General features: G+C 61.1%; 17 protein-coding genes. 2 read left to right on the forward strand and 15 right to left on the reverse strand.

The window, feature by feature from the left end; all coding sequences use genetic code 11:
- Positions 1-272: 272 nt before the first annotated feature.
- Positions 273-926, reverse strand: coding sequence for a redoxin domain-containing protein (locus C9F12_RS20740; protein WP_108450073.1), 654 nt, complete (start codon positions 924-926; stop codon positions 273-275).
- A 116-nt stretch (positions 927-1,042) separates the two neighbouring features.
- A complete protein-coding gene (locus C9F12_RS20745) occupies positions 1,043-1,282 on the reverse strand; it encodes a hypothetical protein (RefSeq protein WP_045991679.1) in 240 nt (79 codons plus the stop codon).
- Between the two features lie 256 nt (positions 1,283-1,538).
- Between C9F12_RS20745 and C9F12_RS20750 the strand changes: the two genes are divergently transcribed.
- The gene (locus C9F12_RS20750; RefSeq protein WP_083970235.1) at positions 1,539-1,967 is read left to right on the forward strand and encodes a MerR family transcriptional regulator; all 429 of its coding nucleotides are present in this window, start codon (positions 1,539-1,541) and stop codon (positions 1,965-1,967) included.
- Here C9F12_RS20750 and C9F12_RS20755 read toward each other — a convergent pair.
- The 13 genes from C9F12_RS20755 to C9F12_RS20810 form a co-directional block, all read right to left on the reverse strand.
- On the reverse strand, positions 1,964-2,695 hold the full coding sequence (locus C9F12_RS20755; RefSeq protein ID WP_108450074.1) for a sulfite exporter TauE/SafE family protein: 732 nt from the start codon (positions 2,693-2,695) through the stop codon (positions 1,964-1,966). The two genes, C9F12_RS20750 and C9F12_RS20755, sit on opposite strands and share 4 nt — an antisense overlap.
- A 31-nt stretch (positions 2,696-2,726) precedes the next feature.
- Positions 2,727-3,236 carry a protein-disulfide reductase DsbD N-terminal domain-containing protein gene (locus C9F12_RS20760; protein WP_240184315.1) on the reverse strand — a complete coding sequence of 170 codons (510 nt, stop codon included), beginning with the start codon at positions 3,234-3,236 and terminating at the stop codon, positions 2,727-2,729.
- The gene (lgt, locus tag C9F12_RS20765; RefSeq protein WP_108450075.1) at positions 3,233-4,045 is read right to left on the reverse strand and encodes a prolipoprotein diacylglyceryl transferase; all 813 of its coding nucleotides are present in this window, start codon (positions 4,043-4,045) and stop codon (positions 3,233-3,235) included. The genes C9F12_RS20760 and lgt overlap by 4 nt, the downstream gene beginning before the upstream one ends.
- Before the next feature lie 62 nt (positions 4,046-4,107).
- Complete coding sequence (ccmI, locus tag C9F12_RS20770; RefSeq protein WP_108450076.1) at positions 4,108-5,355, reverse strand: c-type cytochrome biogenesis protein CcmI; 1,248 nt, start codon at positions 5,353-5,355, stop codon at positions 4,108-4,110.
- Entirely contained in the window at positions 5,352-5,828 is a 477-nt protein-coding gene (locus C9F12_RS20775) for a cytochrome c-type biogenesis protein (protein WP_108450077.1), read from the reverse strand. Before C9F12_RS20775 ends, ccmI begins: the two co-directional genes overlap by 4 nt.
- Positions 5,819-6,343 carry a DsbE family thiol:disulfide interchange protein gene (locus tag C9F12_RS20780; RefSeq protein ID WP_108450078.1) on the reverse strand — a complete coding sequence of 175 codons (525 nt, stop codon included), beginning with the start codon at positions 6,341-6,343 and terminating at the stop codon, positions 5,819-5,821. Before C9F12_RS20780 ends, C9F12_RS20775 begins: the two co-directional genes overlap by 10 nt.
- Complete coding sequence (locus C9F12_RS20785) at positions 6,340-8,328, reverse strand: heme lyase CcmF/NrfE family subunit (protein ID WP_108450079.1); 1,989 nt, start codon at positions 8,326-8,328, stop codon at positions 6,340-6,342. The genes C9F12_RS20780 and C9F12_RS20785 overlap by 4 nt, the downstream gene beginning before the upstream one ends.
- 59 nt (positions 8,329-8,387) lie before the next feature.
- Positions 8,388-9,086: a TVP38/TMEM64 family protein gene (locus tag C9F12_RS20790; RefSeq protein WP_108450099.1), complete on the reverse strand. Its 699-nt coding sequence runs from the start codon at positions 9,084-9,086 to the stop codon at positions 8,388-8,390.
- 57 nt (positions 9,087-9,143) lie between these two features.
- A complete protein-coding gene (gene dsbG / locus C9F12_RS20795) occupies positions 9,144-9,974 on the reverse strand; it encodes a thiol:disulfide interchange protein DsbG (RefSeq protein ID WP_108450080.1) in 831 nt (276 codons plus the stop codon).
- A gap of 63 nt (positions 9,975-10,037) precedes the next feature.
- The gene (locus C9F12_RS23070) at positions 10,038-10,172 is read right to left on the reverse strand and encodes a hypothetical protein (protein ID WP_275886765.1); all 135 of its coding nucleotides are present in this window, start codon (positions 10,170-10,172) and stop codon (positions 10,038-10,040) included.
- 26 nt (positions 10,173-10,198) lie between these two features.
- On the reverse strand, positions 10,199-12,688 hold the full coding sequence (locus tag C9F12_RS20800; protein ID WP_108450081.1) for a heavy metal translocating P-type ATPase: 2,490 nt from the start codon (positions 12,686-12,688) through the stop codon (positions 10,199-10,201).
- A gap of 87 nt (positions 12,689-12,775) precedes the next feature.
- Positions 12,776-13,183, reverse strand: coding sequence for a heavy metal-responsive transcriptional regulator (locus C9F12_RS20805; protein WP_045991689.1), 408 nt, complete (start codon positions 13,181-13,183; stop codon positions 12,776-12,778).
- An 82-nt stretch (positions 13,184-13,265) separates the two neighbouring features.
- Positions 13,266-13,898 carry a peroxiredoxin gene (locus C9F12_RS20810; protein WP_045991690.1) on the reverse strand — a complete coding sequence of 211 codons (633 nt, stop codon included), beginning with the start codon at positions 13,896-13,898 and terminating at the stop codon, positions 13,266-13,268.
- 251 nt (positions 13,899-14,149) lie between these two features.
- Here C9F12_RS20810 and C9F12_RS20815 point away from each other — a divergent pair, with 251 nt between their 5' ends.
- A complete protein-coding gene (locus C9F12_RS20815; RefSeq protein ID WP_045991691.1) occupies positions 14,150-14,872 on the forward strand; it encodes a cytochrome c biogenesis CcdA family protein in 723 nt (240 codons plus the stop codon).
- The last annotated feature ends 71 nt before the right edge of the window (positions 14,873-14,943 follow it).

Raw genomic sequence — 14,943 nt, forward strand, 5'->3', positions numbered from 1 at the left:
CAATACCAGGCCTAGAGAGACGTTGAACGCCAAGACGCCTCTGGAGGTATACGCGGAGGTTCTCCAGAAGTCAGTGCCCGGATCTCCGGCACTCCAATAGTGTTGCGCTTGTAGGTTGAGACCGCCGGGTTGCCGACGTCTCGGCTGCCAACCCTGTCAGGGGGAAGGTCAATAGAGAAGCGATGGTCAGCGCTTTCCAGTGTTTCATACGCTAAGGCTCCATAGAGTTCACGAGAACGTTCGGCAGCTAGGCCGGCTATACTCTCGCGGCATTAATCGAAGGTGTTGACGACAGTATGGCGAATGCGATCCCACACACCGGTGGATAATGTCTCTGGTCCTTCTGCCAACACCTTTACATAGTAAACTAGGTGCTCCGGATCGAATTTGAGCCCATGAAAGCGGGCCCGTATCCGTCCTGATTGGTCGATGACATGAGTCACAACGCCATGCGCCTGGACGCCCTCGGCCACATCGTCGAATTTCAGACCGTAGGCTTCCGCGACCTGGCGTGTGGTGTCGACAAACTCATTTTCGCTTCGATAAAGAAACCGCCAGTTGGCGGGGTCCATATCGAAATTTTCACCGTAGGCCCGCATGTTGTTGTGCGTGCCGGCAAAGTCCTCGCTGTCGGTAGCGATGGTGATAAATTCAACATCATCTCGTAGGCCGGTATCGTTGACTCGCTCTTGCACCTCGGCAATCAGGTTCATATGCACCGGGCAGGCTTCTTGATAGCGCGAGTGGATGATATTGAGCACCACGACGCTTTGTTCCAAGTCGGAAGACGACACGCCATTGCTGTCTGTATTATTCAACGAAAATTCCGGCGATGGCTGGTCGATGAATTGGGCGTAACGTTCCCACTCTTGCAGCTCTTCCTCGGTATCTTCGAGGGAATGGGAAAAGACAGGAGAACTGGGCATCAATGCCAAGACGAGTAGTGGTGTATACAGCTCTTTTTCACGTACCGTCCTCCCTTCGCGTTACCCAGTTCTAACGAAGGCTGCTCCTATGCGGAGCAGCCCCGGCCAGTGCCACTTCAGGTGTTGCTGTCGGTTTCATGGCCTTGTTGCATATTTTCCATCATGGCATTGCAGTTTTTCATCATGGTATTCATTTCACGCATCATTCCCATCATGTCGTGCATGCTGCCCTCCTGCATCATGTCGCCCTCCATTGGCGTCTGCTGATTCTCTTCCTGCGCAAGAAGCGAGCCGGCTCCGAAGCTGCTGGCGACGATGATGGCGGCAGTCAAGATTGCTGTGTGACGTTTCCGCATGACACTTCTCCTCAATCTTTCTGGGAATCACCTTTCCACCAGCAAGGCTGATAGAAGGCCTGGCTTGGATTTCTACCTGGCAGCAGCGCTGCTTGCTGGAAAGATATCCTTAAAGCCAACTTCAAGGTCAAGACTTTATTTTTTGCGTTCCCGCTTTATGCAGCAGGCCACCAGTTGAACGCTACAGCCATACCTTGACCTTTGGGCGGCCTCACGGTTGTAGGCTGTCTGAAAACGGGCAGGTGAGGAAAAGACAATGCGAGTCACTGAACTGGCTCGGGCTGGTGGGGTCACTGCGGAAACGGTACGCCACTACACCCGTGAGGGGTTGTTACGACCGCAACGGGACTCGCGCAACGGCTATCAACTCTATGACGAGAAGGCACTGGGTCGCCTGCGTCTCATTAATTGCCTTCGCTCTTTGGGAGTCGGTCTCCCAGACATCAAGCAGATATTGACCTGGGCGGAGCACGACATGCCTCCGGTTAGCGATACGTACGCTCCCCTGGCTGAACAAGGGCGCTACATTCGCTCGCGGATCCATGAACTCCAGGCGATAGCGCGATGGTTGGAAAGCATCGACCATGATGATGGTTCCGAGGCCCCTAGCCTGAAGCAACTGATCGAATCGCTGGGATCGGCACAACCGGCTATCGTGACGGATGGCCCGTGCGGTTGCCATTAGTGATGCGACGGCGCCATGCTGGCCATATCGTCCATGCCGGTCATGGAGTGCAGATGCCAGAGTTGCCAGACGGCAAACGCGATGATCAGCAACGCCGCCAGCGTGCGGGTCGCTGGATGGCGAATCCATAGCGAGATGCGCCGGGCAGCCATACCGGTCGCCAGGACGACGGGGAGGGTGCCAAGCCCGAAGGCCCCCATCATCGCCGCGGCGCGTAGCGGCTCGGCTACGGCCAGACTCCAGGCCAGCATTGAATAGATCAGCCCGCAGGGCATCCAGCCCCAGATCGAGCCCAGCGCGAAGGCCTGGGGTACCTTCACGACGGGCATCAAGCCTCGACCTAGCGGTTCGATACGCCACCACAGGGAGCGACCCAGGGCTTCGATACGTAGCAACCCCTTCCACCAGTTGGCGATATACAGCGCCATCAGAATCAGCATGACCGCCGCCAGGATACGCAGCACCAGGGCGATGCCGTCCAGGGCATGATTGAGCACGGAGCCGAGTAGCGCCACCAGAGCGCCGGCGATCATGTAACTGCTGATGCGGCCCAGGTTGTAGCCGAGCAGCAGGCCGGCCAGGCGTCCCGGCTGCCGCATGCTGGAGGGCACGGCAAAGGTCAGGGCACTCATGATCCCGCCACACATGCCGATGCAGTGCGCCCCTCCGAGCAGGCCGAAGACGAAGGCCGCCGCCAGCGGCGGCAGGCTGAGGTCGGTGGGATCCAATCAAGGCGCTCCTTCTTCGCTATTCCCAGTATCACGAGGAGGAGAATCGAAGGCTGCCGGAGGGGGAACCGTACAGCGCGTCGAGCTCGACCAGCTCGGGCGGATAGCAGAGTCCCAGGTCGGAACACCCCTGAAAGGTCACCGTGATGGCCAGCGGCTCGGCAGCGGTGTCGCTCGCCTCGATGGGCGCACTGAATACCACCTGGTCATAGAACACCTCGATTTCCCCCAGAGACGCGTGCACCATGGGTTCGCCGGGGGGAATTGCCAGCTCACCGAAACTGACGCCCGGAGAGCGACTTTCCAGTGCAAACCGATGGCGGTGGAGGTAATAGTCCTCGGCAATGACGAAACCGACGTAGAGCCGCCTATCGTCTCGCCAGGCGCTGGCCCGGAAGGCTTCTTTAGTCGCCAGGAATTCCCGTTGAGCCGAGGTACCGAAGGGGGAGCTCTTGCCACTGCCCGCGGGAAACTCTCCACGGGCCGCTACCGGTGTGGCGACGAACAGCAGCACCAGCAGAAAGGTGAAGGCCGTGTTCATGAGGCCGTCGCCGTTTTCGCCCTATCCACTGGCTGACGCATTGACCAGACAACCAGAGCCAGCCCCGCGATGAGCATCGGCAGGGTCAACAGCTGCCCCATGGTCAGCCAGCCGAAGGCGACGAACCCTAGGTGAGGATCGGGCAGGCGCACGAACTCCACGGTGAAGCGGAAGGCGCCATACAGCACCAGGAACAGCCCGGAGATGAGGCCCCGCTGGCGCGGTCGGCGCGACAGCCACCATAGCACGGCAAACAGCACCACGCCTTCCAGGGCGAACTCATAAAGCGCTGAAGGGTGCCGCGGCTCCGGCCCCAGCCCCATCATGGGGGGGAAGACCATGGCCCAGGGAACGTCACTGATACGTCCCGGCAACTCGTGATTGATGAAGTTGCCGAGGCGCCCGGCGCCCAGGCCGATCGGCACCAGCGGGACGATGAAATCGGTCAGCTGGAAAAAAGCCAGGCGATGCTTGCGGGCAAACAGCAGGGCGGCGATGAGCACACCGGCAAGGCCGCCATGGAAGCTCATGCCCCCGTCCCAGACCCTGAAGAGCCACAAGGGGTTGGCCAGCAACTGGTCGAGCCCATAGAACAGCGCATAGCCCAGGCGGCCACCCAAGATGATCCCCACGGCAGCGTAAAAAATCAGATCGCCGATATCATCGTGACTCAAACCCAGGCGATGGGCTCGACGACGCCCTAGCCACCAGGCGGCGGCCAGCCCGACCACATACATCAGGCCATACCAGTGAATCTGCACGGGACCAAGGGAAATGGCCACGGGATCAATCTGCGGATACTGCAGCATGAGTCTTCCTTATGTTTTGGCAGACAATGGATGTTGCCGGATTAGGTTGCGATAGGTCTGCATTACTCGACGACGCGGCCGATGGTGACTTCGACCGGGGAGTCCGGCTCGCCGAGTGTCACCGGTCCCGCCTCGCCGATCAGGTCGCCTGGCTGCGGGGTGACTTCGCCCGATGCGGATACGCGCACCGTCAGGCGCACCTCATTGACTTGGGAGAGTCGCGCTCGGGGTGTCATGGCATCGTTGTCGCCCAAGGTCACTTTGAGTGGCAGGTCGCTAACCGTGACCCGCTCCACCGCCAGTGGCGGCAATTCACCAGCCACGTCGCGGGCGATGACGAACACCGTGTCGCCCGGCGCGGCCCGCTCGCGGAGCGATTCGGCGAGGCCGACCCTGACCGCGAGCGACGCGCCGTCCTGCGCGGCTTGATGGGCATCGACCTGGTCGGACGAGGCGTCCAGGCGCTGTTGTGCCACGGCAATGCCCTCCCGCAGCGCTGCCGCCGAGCCGGGGTCGTCGAAGCCGGCGATCGCGCGTCGCCAGTAATCGATAGCCTCTTCATAGCGGGCGCGATCGAAGGCATGGATGCCCAGCATGCCGAGCACCGTCGGCTGACGCGGATCCTTGTCTAGGGTCTCGTCGACCAGTGCCTGGACCTCCTCGGTCATCGAGCGATTGGCGACGAAGAATTGGATCTGTGCCAATTGCGCCAGCAGGGAAGGCTGTCGACCCTCCAGCTCAATCAGGCGCTCAAGCGCGGCGATGGCATCACGTCCCCGATTGCTGTCCCGGTACAGAGGAAACAGCGACATCCACACCTTGGGATTGTCCGGCTGTCGCTTGGCCTGCTCCTCGAGCCGCTCGATCAGCATCGCCAGCGAGCCGTCAGGCGAGTTGCGCACCTCCTGATGCACGGCATACAGTGCCAGATCGCCCTCGGCGCCTTCCCGTTGATACCAGAGCAGACTGGCCACCACCAACGCCACCATCACCAGCGGTACCAATAGTCGGCCGGCCTGGGGCGACTCAAGCGGTGTGCGGCGGCGTACCTGGGTATCCTCGAGCAGGCTGCGTTCGAGCTCCAGCCGACCCTCCTCGACTCGCGCGGTGTCGAGCTCGCCGCGTGCATGGGCCGTTTCCAGCGAGGCCAGGCGCTGACGATAGACCGCCACGTTCTGTGCATCGGTGCGCTGCTTGGCTTCGAAGGCCTGCTGAGCATCGTGCAGCGGGCGGGTCCGTCTCAGCGGCAGGATCACGAGCCACAGGGCAGGCAACAGTACCAGGGCGATGCCCAACCAGAGCAGATTCATTTGCTCCCCTCGCGGTTAATCAGGGCGTTGAGGCGCTCGCGCTCCTCGGCGCTGAGCGCTCGAACCCGGACATGCTTTCGTTTGCGGACGAAGACCGCCACGATCAGCCCGCCGATTAATACCAGCGCGGCCGGCAGTCCCCACAGCAGCCAGGTACGCTCGTCGAGTCGCGGGTTATAGAGCACGAACTCACCGAAGCGCGCGACCATGTAATCGAGGATCTCTTTATCGGATCGCCCGTCGCGTAACAAATCTGCGACGCGTTCGCGCATGTCGGCAGCCACCGGAGAGTTGGAGCTGTCGATGGCCTGGGCATCGCATTTGGGACAGCGCAATGAGGCAGTAAGATCACGATAGCGTTCGGCCATTACTGGCCTCTCGAAGTCACGCACCTCGATAGCCGAATCCGCCAGCACAGGGACCGACGTTATCAACAAGAGCAACAGCAGGCCGGCCCGGGTCTTCAACGCCATTTGGCCACCTCCTGCACGACACGTTCGACATCCTCGGGAGTGATATAGCCCGTGTGCTTATAGCGAATGATGCCCTCGGCATCGACGAGGAAGGTCTCCGGCACACCGTAGACGCCGAGCTCGAACCCCAGATCGCCATCCGGATCGAAGATATTGACTTCGAAGGGGTCACCGAACTCGTCGAGAAACTCCCGCCCCTTGACGCGGGTGTCCTTGTAGTTAATGCCGACCAAGCGCACGCCGCGCTCGGCGAGTGTCAGCAGCTGGGGCATTTCCTCCTTGCAGGTCGGGCACCACTCGGCCCAGACATTGACCAGCGTGACCTGTCCGTGCAACAGCGACTCATCGACCCGGGCACCGGGATCCTTCAGTGTCGAGAGGGAAAAGGCAGGAAACTGCTGGGCCAGCAGTGCCGAATTGCGGGCACTGGGATCCATGGCCAAGCCTCGGTAGAGAAAGAAACCCAGTCCCAGGAAAACCAGCAAGGGGAAAAGCAGTAACAGTCGCCGTTTCATGTATGGACCTCACGGAGGAGAGTGGAGTCAGCTGGCACTGAGCGCTGACGCTGATAGCGACGGTCCGCCACCGCCAGCAGACCGCCAGTGGCCATCAACAACGCCCCCAGCCAGAGCCAGCGTACGAACGGCTTGATCTGGATTCGCATGGCCCAGGCACCGTCATCCAAGTCTTCGCCCAGCGCCACGTAAATGTCCTTCAGCAGCCCAGGGCGCAGGGCGACGTCGGTCATGGGCTGACCGCGGGCAATATACAATCGCTTCTCGGGCCGTAGAGTGGTGACATGCTGGCCATCACGTGCCACCTCAAGGGTTGCCGTATCGGCCAGGAAATTGGGACCGCGGCGCTCGCTCAGGTCGGTCATGGTGAAGCTGTAACCGCCTATCTCGACACGCTCCCCCACGGCAAGACGTACGTTACGCTCGATGGCATAGTTCGACACCATGGCCACGCCCACGATGGTGATGGCCATGCCCAGATGGCCGACTACCATGCCCCAATGCGCCAGCGACAGCTTGCGCAAGCCGGCCAGGGGGGAGGAGGCATGGCGGGTCTTGTCGAACAGGTCACGGATCAACGCCAGCACGACCCACAGGGCCATGACCAGTCCCAGCGCCACGGCGGCGTTCCATTCTCCGCCGTAGAGGAACGGCACCGCCGCCGCCATGATCAGCGCGGCGATGCCGGACCGAAGTAGTCGGCGCATCAACTCGCGCCCCGCCATCTGCTTCCAGCGCGCCACGGGGCCTAGCCCCATGAAGGCACACAGCAGCACGGTCAGCGGCACGAATAGCGTATTGAAGTACGGTGGGCCGACGCTGATCTTGCCCAGCCCCAGGGCATCGAGAATCAGCGGATAGACCGTGCCCAGCAAAACGGTCACGGTCATGACGACCAAGAGGATATTGTTGATCAGCAACAGCGCATCACGAGACAACCAGCCGAAGCCCACATTGCCGCTCATCCGCGGCGCACGCAGGGCAAAGATCAGCAAGGAAGCGCCCACCGTGAACCCCAGCAGTGCCAGAATGAAAATGCCCCGTGACGGGTCATTGGCGAAGGCATGCACCGACGTCAGCACCCCGGAGCGCACCAGGAAGGTGCCCAGCAGCGACAGCGAAAAGGTAAAGATCGCCAGCAGGGCGGTCCAGCTCTTGAAGGTGCCACGCTTTTCCGTGACTGCCAGCGAATGGATGAGCGCCGTCCCGGTCAGCCAAGGCAGGAACGAAGCGTTCTCCACGGGGTCCCAAAACCACCAGCCGCCCCACCCCAGCTCGTAGTAGGCCCACCAACTACCCAGCGCGATGCCCGTGGTGAGGAAGGCCCAGGCAATATTGGTCCAGGGCCGCACCCAGCGTGTCCAGGCGGCATCGAGCCGCCCTCCCAGCAAGGCAGCGATGGCAAAGGCGAAAGCTACCGAGAAGCCCACATAGCCCATATAGAGCATGGGGGGATGGAAGATCAGCCCGACGTCCTGTAGCAGCGGGTTGAGATCGGCGCCGTCCTGAGGCACTCCCGGCAGCAGACGTTCAAAAGGGCTCGACGTGATCAGGATGAACAGCAAGAATCCGGTGCTTACCATGCCCATGACCCCCAGGACATGGGCCAGCATGTCACGCGGCAGGTTCCGCGAGAACAGGCTGACGGCGAAGCCCCAGCCGCTGAGGATCAGGCTCCATAGCAGCACCGAGCCTTCGTGCCCCCCCCACACCGCCGTGAGCTTGTAATACCACGGCAGCATCGAGTTGGAGTTGTTGGCCACATAGGACACGCTGAAATCGTCGAGCAGGAAGCTCGCGGTCAGGCTGGCATAGGCCACCAGCAAGAAGGCGAACTGCCCCCATGCCATGGGCTCGGCGAAGGCCATCCAGAGTGGGCGGCGGAGCGTGACACCCGCTAACGGAACCAACGCCTGTATAAACGCCAGGCCCAGCGCCATGATCAGCGCGAAGAGACCGAGTTCAGGAATGATTTTGACGAGCATGGTGATTCCGTCTTGAGTCGCGTGATTTCTTGGGACGAGGCAATCGGCATCGGCAGCCGTCAATTGGAGCTAGTCCGTCGCTTTCGATGCAGGGCCCAAACGAGTTTCGCCAAGAGCGGCAGGAGCGTGATACCGCTGAGCAGTATCAACGCGACCGTGAGAACGCGGGAGTCGGCGGTAATCAGGACTTCGCCGAACATGACGATCAGGTACGCCGTCGGAAGTACGCCAGCCAGCGTGGCAATCAAGAATCGCCAGAAGGCCAGTGGTGTAAGGCCCGCCGCGTAGCTGACGGCATCAAACGAAATGAATGGCACTAATCGCGATGCGAATACGACGAGCATCAACCCCGTCTGAGAGTGTTCTTTGCCCAGCCAGTTGAGGATGGGACTAGTACGCGACCAGCGATGGATCACCTCATAGCCGAGCAGGCGAGCGATGCCGAAGGCGAGCAACGCGCCGGCCTCAGCACCGATGACCACATACGCCGTCCCCCATAGAGGGCCGTAGATCGCACCGGCCACCATGGCTATCGGCCCACTGGGTATCGGGCTCATGACTATGGCCGCTATCATCATGGCGATAATGGTCAATGGCCCCCAGACCCCCAACTGGCCAACCCACTCACGCAGGGCCTGCTTATTGGTGAGCGTCGATAAGGCACCGGTCTCCATTAGGATCCAATAGAGGATCACCAAGCCAATCAGCACAGAAGCTCCCAACATGAGCCTGTGTTTTACACCGAGCGTACTTGCCATACTCATCTCAGTTGTGTGAGGTGACATCTCATGTCACTCCTGTGCCGTTATGGCGCGTCATTCGACACCTAATATGTTGCGAAGCCGGTCGGTCGACACCGCACCATTGATGCGCTGCACATTACCTTCATCATCGCGGTAATAGCTGGTCGGCGTTCCCGTGGCGCCGGCCTCGCGCATGAGCTGGGCATGCCGCCTAAGAAGCGCTCGACTCTCCTCCGACGGCACTACCGGACTGATGCCGCCATTGCGGAAGTTCAATTCATGGGTTTCGAGGGCTTTGGTTGGGGCATTCGACTCAAGGATCGCGGCCGCCTTGCGGAGACTATCCTCTGACAGAACGCCGACCAGCACATGACGAAGCTGAAGCTCACCTTGATCGATTAGAGACCGTGAGCTCTTCCACAGCGCATTGCAGTAGGGACAATTGGGGTCGGTCAGCGTATACACGATATGTGACGCACTATCAGGTCCTTCCGGAATGAAGCGAGTGTCCTCGAACGCGCTCCAGGTAGCTTCCAGCATCGGTTCCAGCACCAGAGCTTGAAGTTGGTGTTCCATTACAGCGTTGCCCTGAGGATCAATTAAGGTACCGATGATGGCGTGGTCGGAAGTGGAGGGAATATAAGCCGCCACGGGCTCATTATCATAGGACAAGGCATAACCTTGTATATCTCCAGGGGCATTAAAGGTTCCATGGAATTTGAGTCCTTGATCCAATAATGCCGTAATCGATGCGGGTAGGGGGGCTCCAGTAGCGGCTGTACTAATGGCCTGGTGGCCTTCAAGCGAATCGTCCCCCGTTTCCTTCGCCAGAGCGGGGAGCGTAATGAGACCGAACAGCCCTGCAATAACAAGGCAATAAGTGGAATAGATGATTTTCTTCATGAACGGTCTCTTTGTCGCTCTCTGATCAACCCCGGAATCGTGCCTGCTTGTAGCGATGGGCTGTCAGCTATCACGCTTCTTTCCGAAGAACAGATACTTGGCGAGCGCGGCGACGCCAAACACCAGCGCGATAATCAGCAGGATGGAAATGAGCCCCATCCCTGCCATCCCCCACGTGCATGCTTCGCTTCCCATCATCTTGGTCTCCTATTAAATTTTGCTACTCAGACTTGGCGGGCCCGAACCGCCTGGGGTTCACCGCCCGTCACCGGCGAAGCGTCATCGATATCCGGCGTGAAGCGGCGTAGCCGCAACGAGTTGGTCAACACGAAGACGCTGGAGACGCTCATGGCGGCTGCCGCCAGCATGGGGCTGAGCAATACGCCGATGAACGGATAGAGCACGCCCGCCGCCACGGGGATCAGCGCCACGTTGTAGCCATAGGCCCAGACGAAATTCCCGATGATGGTCCGGTGGGTACGCTTGGAGAGCGCCACGGCATTGACGATTCCCCTCAGGTCGCCACGCATCAGCACTACGTCGCCGGCCTCGATGGCGATATCCGTCCCGGTGCCGATGGCGATGCCCACGTCGGCTTGTGCCAACGCCGGTGCATCGTTGATGCCGTCGCCCACGAAGGCGACCTTACCGCCCTCGGCCTGTAGTCGCTTGATCTCGTCTGCCTTCTGGTCAGGCAGCACCTCGGCGAGTACGCGCTGAATGCCGACCTGTCGGGCGATGGCGTCGGCGGTGGCGCGGTTGTCGCCGGTGAGCATCGCCACTTCCAGCCCCAGCGCCTTGAGTGCTGAAATGGCTTCGGCCGAGCCCTCCTTGAGCGGATCGGCCACCGCGATGACCGCGGCGAGTCGGCCGTCCACCGCGGCATAGAGGGGGCTCTTGGCATCCTCGGCAAGCGCCTTGGCGCGCTCTTCCGCCTTGCCGAGCCCAATCCCGAGCCGGTTCATGTAGCGATCGGCCCCTACGTAAAGCCGGTGACCGGCGACGTCGGCTTCGATGCCGTAGCCCGGCTCGGCGCTGAAATGGCTGACGGCCGGCAGCTCGAGTCCACGCGCCTGGGCGCCGCGCACGATGGCATCGGCGATGGGGTGCTCGCTCTGGGCTTCCACTGCCGCGACCAGTCGCAGCACCTCATTCTCGTGCCCCTCGATCACTTCGAAGTCGGTCAGCTCGGGGCGACCCTGAGTCAGGGTGCCGGTCTTGTCCAGCACGACGGTATCCATCTTGGCCAGCGTCTCGAGCGCCGCGCCCTTGCGAAACAGCACCCCCATCTCGGCCCCCTTGCCGCTACTGACCATGATCGCAGTCGGGGTGGCCAGGCCCATCGCGCAGGGGCAGGCGATCAGCAGCACACTCACCGTGGTGACGAAGGCGAAGGACAGCGCCGGGGCCGGCCCGACGGCGAACCACACCCCGAAGGTGATCAGGGCGATGGCGATGACCACGGGCACGAAGACACCGGCGATCTTGTCGGCCAACTGCTGGATCGGGGGTTTCTCGGCCTGTGCCGCTTCCACCATCTTGACGATCTGTGACAGCACGGTGTCGGCACCGACCCGAGTGGCGCGGAAGGTAAGCGCGCCGTTCTTGTTGATGGTGCCGCCGACGACTTCGGCATCCTGCTGCTTGGCAACCGGTACCGGTTCGCCACTGATCATCGACTCGTCGACGAAGGAATGGCCTTCTTCAACGATGCCATCCACCGGGATACGCTCGCCCGGGCGGGCCAGGATGCGATCGCCGGGCACGACGGCCTCGATCGGCACCTCGACCGCTTCGCCATCGCGGATGACGCGGGCGGTTTTCGCCTGCAACTGCAGGAGCTTCTTGATCGCCTCGGAGGTACGGCCTTTGGCGATGTGCTCGAAGTAGCGTCCCAACAGGATCAGCGTCACGATCACCGCCGCCGCCTCGAAGTAGCTCACGGCGGTATCAGCCGGGAAAAAGCCGGGTACCAGCAGAGCGGCGACCGAATAGAAGTAGGCGGCGCTCGAGCCGATCATGACCAGACTGTTCATGCCCGGGTTGAGATGTCGAAGTTCGGCATAACCACCGCGATAGAAGCGCGCCCCGGCATAGAACTGCACGGGCGTGGTCAGCAGCCACTCGACGCCCATCCAGCCGCGATGCGGCATCAGACTCGCCAAGAGCGCATCAAAGTCGGGAATCACTTTTCCCATGGCGATGATGACCACCGGGATGGTGAGCACTGCCGCGAGAATGACCCGGTGGAGAAGCTGTCGTCCCTCGCGATCCTCGTCGTCCGCCTGCTGCTGCGACTCGGTTTCCTGCGGTTCATAGCCCGCCTCGCGGATGGCATGCTGAATGCGTGCCAGCGATACGGTCCCCGGCAGGAAACGGACGAAGGCCTTCTGGGTGGCGAGATTGACACTCACCTCCACCATGCCGGGCAGCTTGCCGAGCGCTCGTTCTATCCGCGAGACGCAGGATCCGCAGCTCATGCCGGCGACGGGAATCTCGAGGCTCTCCACCACCGGCTGATAGCCCGCCGTTACGATAGCGTCGAGCAGGCTGGCCGTCGTGGAGCCTCCCTCTATCTGGATCGCCGCCTTCTGTGTGGCCAGGTTCACCTGAGCGTTAATCACGCCCGGCTGCTGGCCGAGGGCCCGCTCAACCCGTCCGACGCAGGACGCACAGGACATGCCCCGAATCTCGATATCGACGTTTTCCGCCATTGCGGTCTCCCCCAACTTGGTTCTTCATCAGCCCAGCGTGCGCGCTTCGGGACTCCTGCGTTACACTGCCAGAAGCGACGAGGCCGCTCATTCGTCCCTATCGGCGATGGCGTCGACGATGGGGCAGCCTTCCTGCATCGGTCCTTCGCCTGTACATTCTTCAAGCGTTTTGGACAGCACAGCCTCGATTTGCGAGAGATGCTTGATCTGCTCGCGAATCTTGTGCAGCTTCTCGCCGGCGATGCGCTTGGCCTGTGCCCGGTCGCCGTTGGCATCCTGGAGGATCAACAGCTCACGGATCTCGTCGAGCGTAAAGCCCCACTGCTTGGCATGGACGATGAATTGCAACCGGGCCACGGCATCCAGGGGATAACGCCGATAGTTGGCTTCCGTCCGTGGGGGGGCGGGCATGAGCTTCTCTTTCTCGTAATATCGGATCGCCTGACTGGCGATCCCACTACGTTCGGCAAGCTCACCGATACTGAGGGTTTGCATGGCTTCACCTCTCGCACTGTGAATCGGAGCTTCTAGCCGCCCGACTGGGCCGGGCAGCCTGAGTCACGAGTCGTGACTTCGACTAGTCCGGTTGGCGCACGACCCGCAGATAGGGTGTCTTGGCATCCCAGCCGTCGGGGAAGTGTTGTCTGGCGTCGTCATCCGTGAGCGATGGCAAGATGATGACATCGTCACCGGTTTGCCAGTCGACGGGCGTTGCAACCTTGTGCTTGTCGGTTAGCTGAAGCGAGTCGATGACCCGCAGGATTTCGTCGACGTTGCGCCCGGTGCTGGGCGGATAGGTCAAGGTCAGGCGAATTTTCTTGTCGGAATCGATAATGAAGACGGTACGCACCGTCACCTTGGGGTCGGCTTTCGGGTGGATCATTCCATACAGCGTCGCCACCACCTGGTCTTCGTCCGCCAGTAGGGGATAGTTCAGGGCCGCGCCCTGGGTCTGCTCGATATCCTTCGCCCAGTCGTGGTGAGAAGCGAGGGGGTCGACCGATACCCCCACCAGCTTGACGCCACGCGCGGCGAACTCGTCCTTTCGCCTGGCAAACGCGCCAAGTTCCGTGGTACAGACTGGCGTATAATCGGCGGGGTGCGAGAACAGTACGGCCCAGTCCTTGCCCAGCCACTGATGAAAGCCAAGCGTGCCTTCGGTGGATTCGATCGTGAAATCGGGAGCTATCTCCCCTAGCTGTAGGGTCATCTCACTATCCTTATCTATGGTAAGTGTCGGATGATGCACTACGCACGATAACCTTTAAGTCAACTTTAAGGTCAAGGGCTTTCGAGGAAAGGAGTCTATTCTTTTACGTTATATCAAAAGGCATTAACTCATGGATGACTTTGAGGTAGGCGCAACCCTTAGAATTCTCTGCCTAACCATGTCCGAAGTAGGCGGCCGGCCCCAGGCTGCTTCGCGCCCAGCACCTTGCCCCCCCCAGGAAGCGTAACGCCTTGGAATCTCTCTCTTCTATCGGTCTGATTGGCGCCTTCGCCGGCGGGTTGGTTTCCTTCTTCTCGCCCTGCACCTTGCCGCTGTTGCCGGCCTACCTGTCGGTGGTCACGGGCGGGAGTGCCGGCAAGGCCGATAGACGCCTGGAGGCATTGATCCTCAGTGCCTTCTTCGTCTTCGGCTTCAGCGTCGTGTTCATCCTGTTGGGACTCGGCGCCAGTGGTATCGGCCAGCTGATGCGGGGGTATCGCCAGGAATTCAACTGGGTCGCCGGCTCGGCGGTGATCGTGCTGGGCCTGTTCATGACCGGTGTGTTCCGGTTGCCGCTGTTCCAGCGCACCCTTCAGTTCACACCGAACGTCCAGGGTGGCTCCCCGCTGTCGGCGACGGTGTTCGGGATCTCCTTTGCCATCGGCTGGACGCCCTGTATCGGCCCCATCCTGGGCGCCATCCTGATGGCCACCTCCAGCGCCGCCAGTGCCCAGGCCGGCATGCTCTATCTCAGCGCCTACTCGGCGGGCCTGGCGCTGCCTTTTCTCGCCAGCACCCTGCTGATCAATCGATTCGCCCTGCATCGGCAAAGTCTGGGTAGGTGGAGCGCCTATGCTCGCCCAGTCGCCGGCACGATCGTTATCCTGATGGGCATCGCCATCGTCTCGGGCACCATGACGCGGCTTTCCAGCATCATGGTCGACTGGTTTCCCTCGCTGGCGACACTGGGATAGTCGGGTCGGCGGCGGTGGCAAGGTGTAACCTGTTCATATCAGCGAGGAGAAACGCCACCGACCACGCAACA

Origin of the sequence: Halomonas sp. BN3-1, from assembly GCF_003056325.1 — a bacterium.
Taxonomy (GTDB): Bacteria; Pseudomonadota; Gammaproteobacteria; order Pseudomonadales; family Halomonadaceae; genus Halomonas; species Halomonas litopenaei.

Excerpts from the sequence above, each read along its gene's own strand:
- C9F12_RS20740 (WP_108450073.1), bottom strand. The coding sequence starts at position 926 with ATGCCCAGTTCTCCTGTCTTTTCCCATTCCCTCGAAGATACCGAGGAA.
- C9F12_RS20745 (WP_045991679.1), bottom strand. The coding sequence starts at position 1,282 with ATGCGGAAACGTCACACAGCAATCTTGACTGCCGCCATCATCGTCGCC.
- C9F12_RS20750 (WP_083970235.1), top strand. The coding sequence starts at position 1,539 with ATGCGAGTCACTGAACTGGCTCGGGCTGGTGGGGTCACTGCGGAAACG.
- C9F12_RS20760 (WP_240184315.1), bottom strand. The coding sequence starts at position 3,236 with ATGAACACGGCCTTCACCTTTCTGCTGGTGCTGCTGTTCGTCGCCACA.
- lgt (WP_108450075.1), bottom strand. The coding sequence starts at position 4,045 with ATGCTGCAGTATCCGCAGATTGATCCCGTGGCCATTTCCCTTGGTCCC.
- ccmI (WP_108450076.1), bottom strand. The coding sequence starts at position 5,355 with ATGAATCTGCTCTGGTTGGGCATCGCCCTGGTACTGTTGCCTGCCCTG.
- C9F12_RS20775 (WP_108450077.1), bottom strand. The coding sequence starts at position 5,828 with ATGGCGTTGAAGACCCGGGCCGGCCTGCTGTTGCTCTTGTTGATAACG.
- C9F12_RS20780 (WP_108450078.1), bottom strand. The coding sequence starts at position 6,343 with ATGAAACGGCGACTGTTACTGCTTTTCCCCTTGCTGGTTTTCCTGGGA.
- C9F12_RS20785 (WP_108450079.1), bottom strand. The coding sequence starts at position 8,328 with ATGCTCGTCAAAATCATTCCTGAACTCGGTCTCTTCGCGCTGATCATG.
- C9F12_RS20790 (WP_108450099.1), bottom strand. The coding sequence starts at position 9,086 with ATGGCAAGTACGCTCGGTGTAAAACACAGGCTCATGTTGGGAGCTTCT.
- dsbG (WP_108450080.1), bottom strand. The coding sequence starts at position 9,974 with ATGAAGAAAATCATCTATTCCACTTATTGCCTTGTTATTGCAGGGCTG.
- C9F12_RS23070 (WP_275886765.1), bottom strand. The coding sequence starts at position 10,172 with ATGATGGGAAGCGAAGCATGCACGTGGGGGATGGCAGGGATGGGGCTC.
- C9F12_RS20800 (WP_108450081.1), bottom strand. The coding sequence starts at position 12,688 with ATGGCGGAAAACGTCGATATCGAGATTCGGGGCATGTCCTGTGCGTCC.
- C9F12_RS20805 (WP_045991689.1), bottom strand. The coding sequence starts at position 13,183 with ATGCAAACCCTCAGTATCGGTGAGCTTGCCGAACGTAGTGGGATCGCC.
- C9F12_RS20810 (WP_045991690.1), bottom strand. The coding sequence starts at position 13,898 with ATGACCCTACAGCTAGGGGAGATAGCTCCCGATTTCACGATCGAATCC.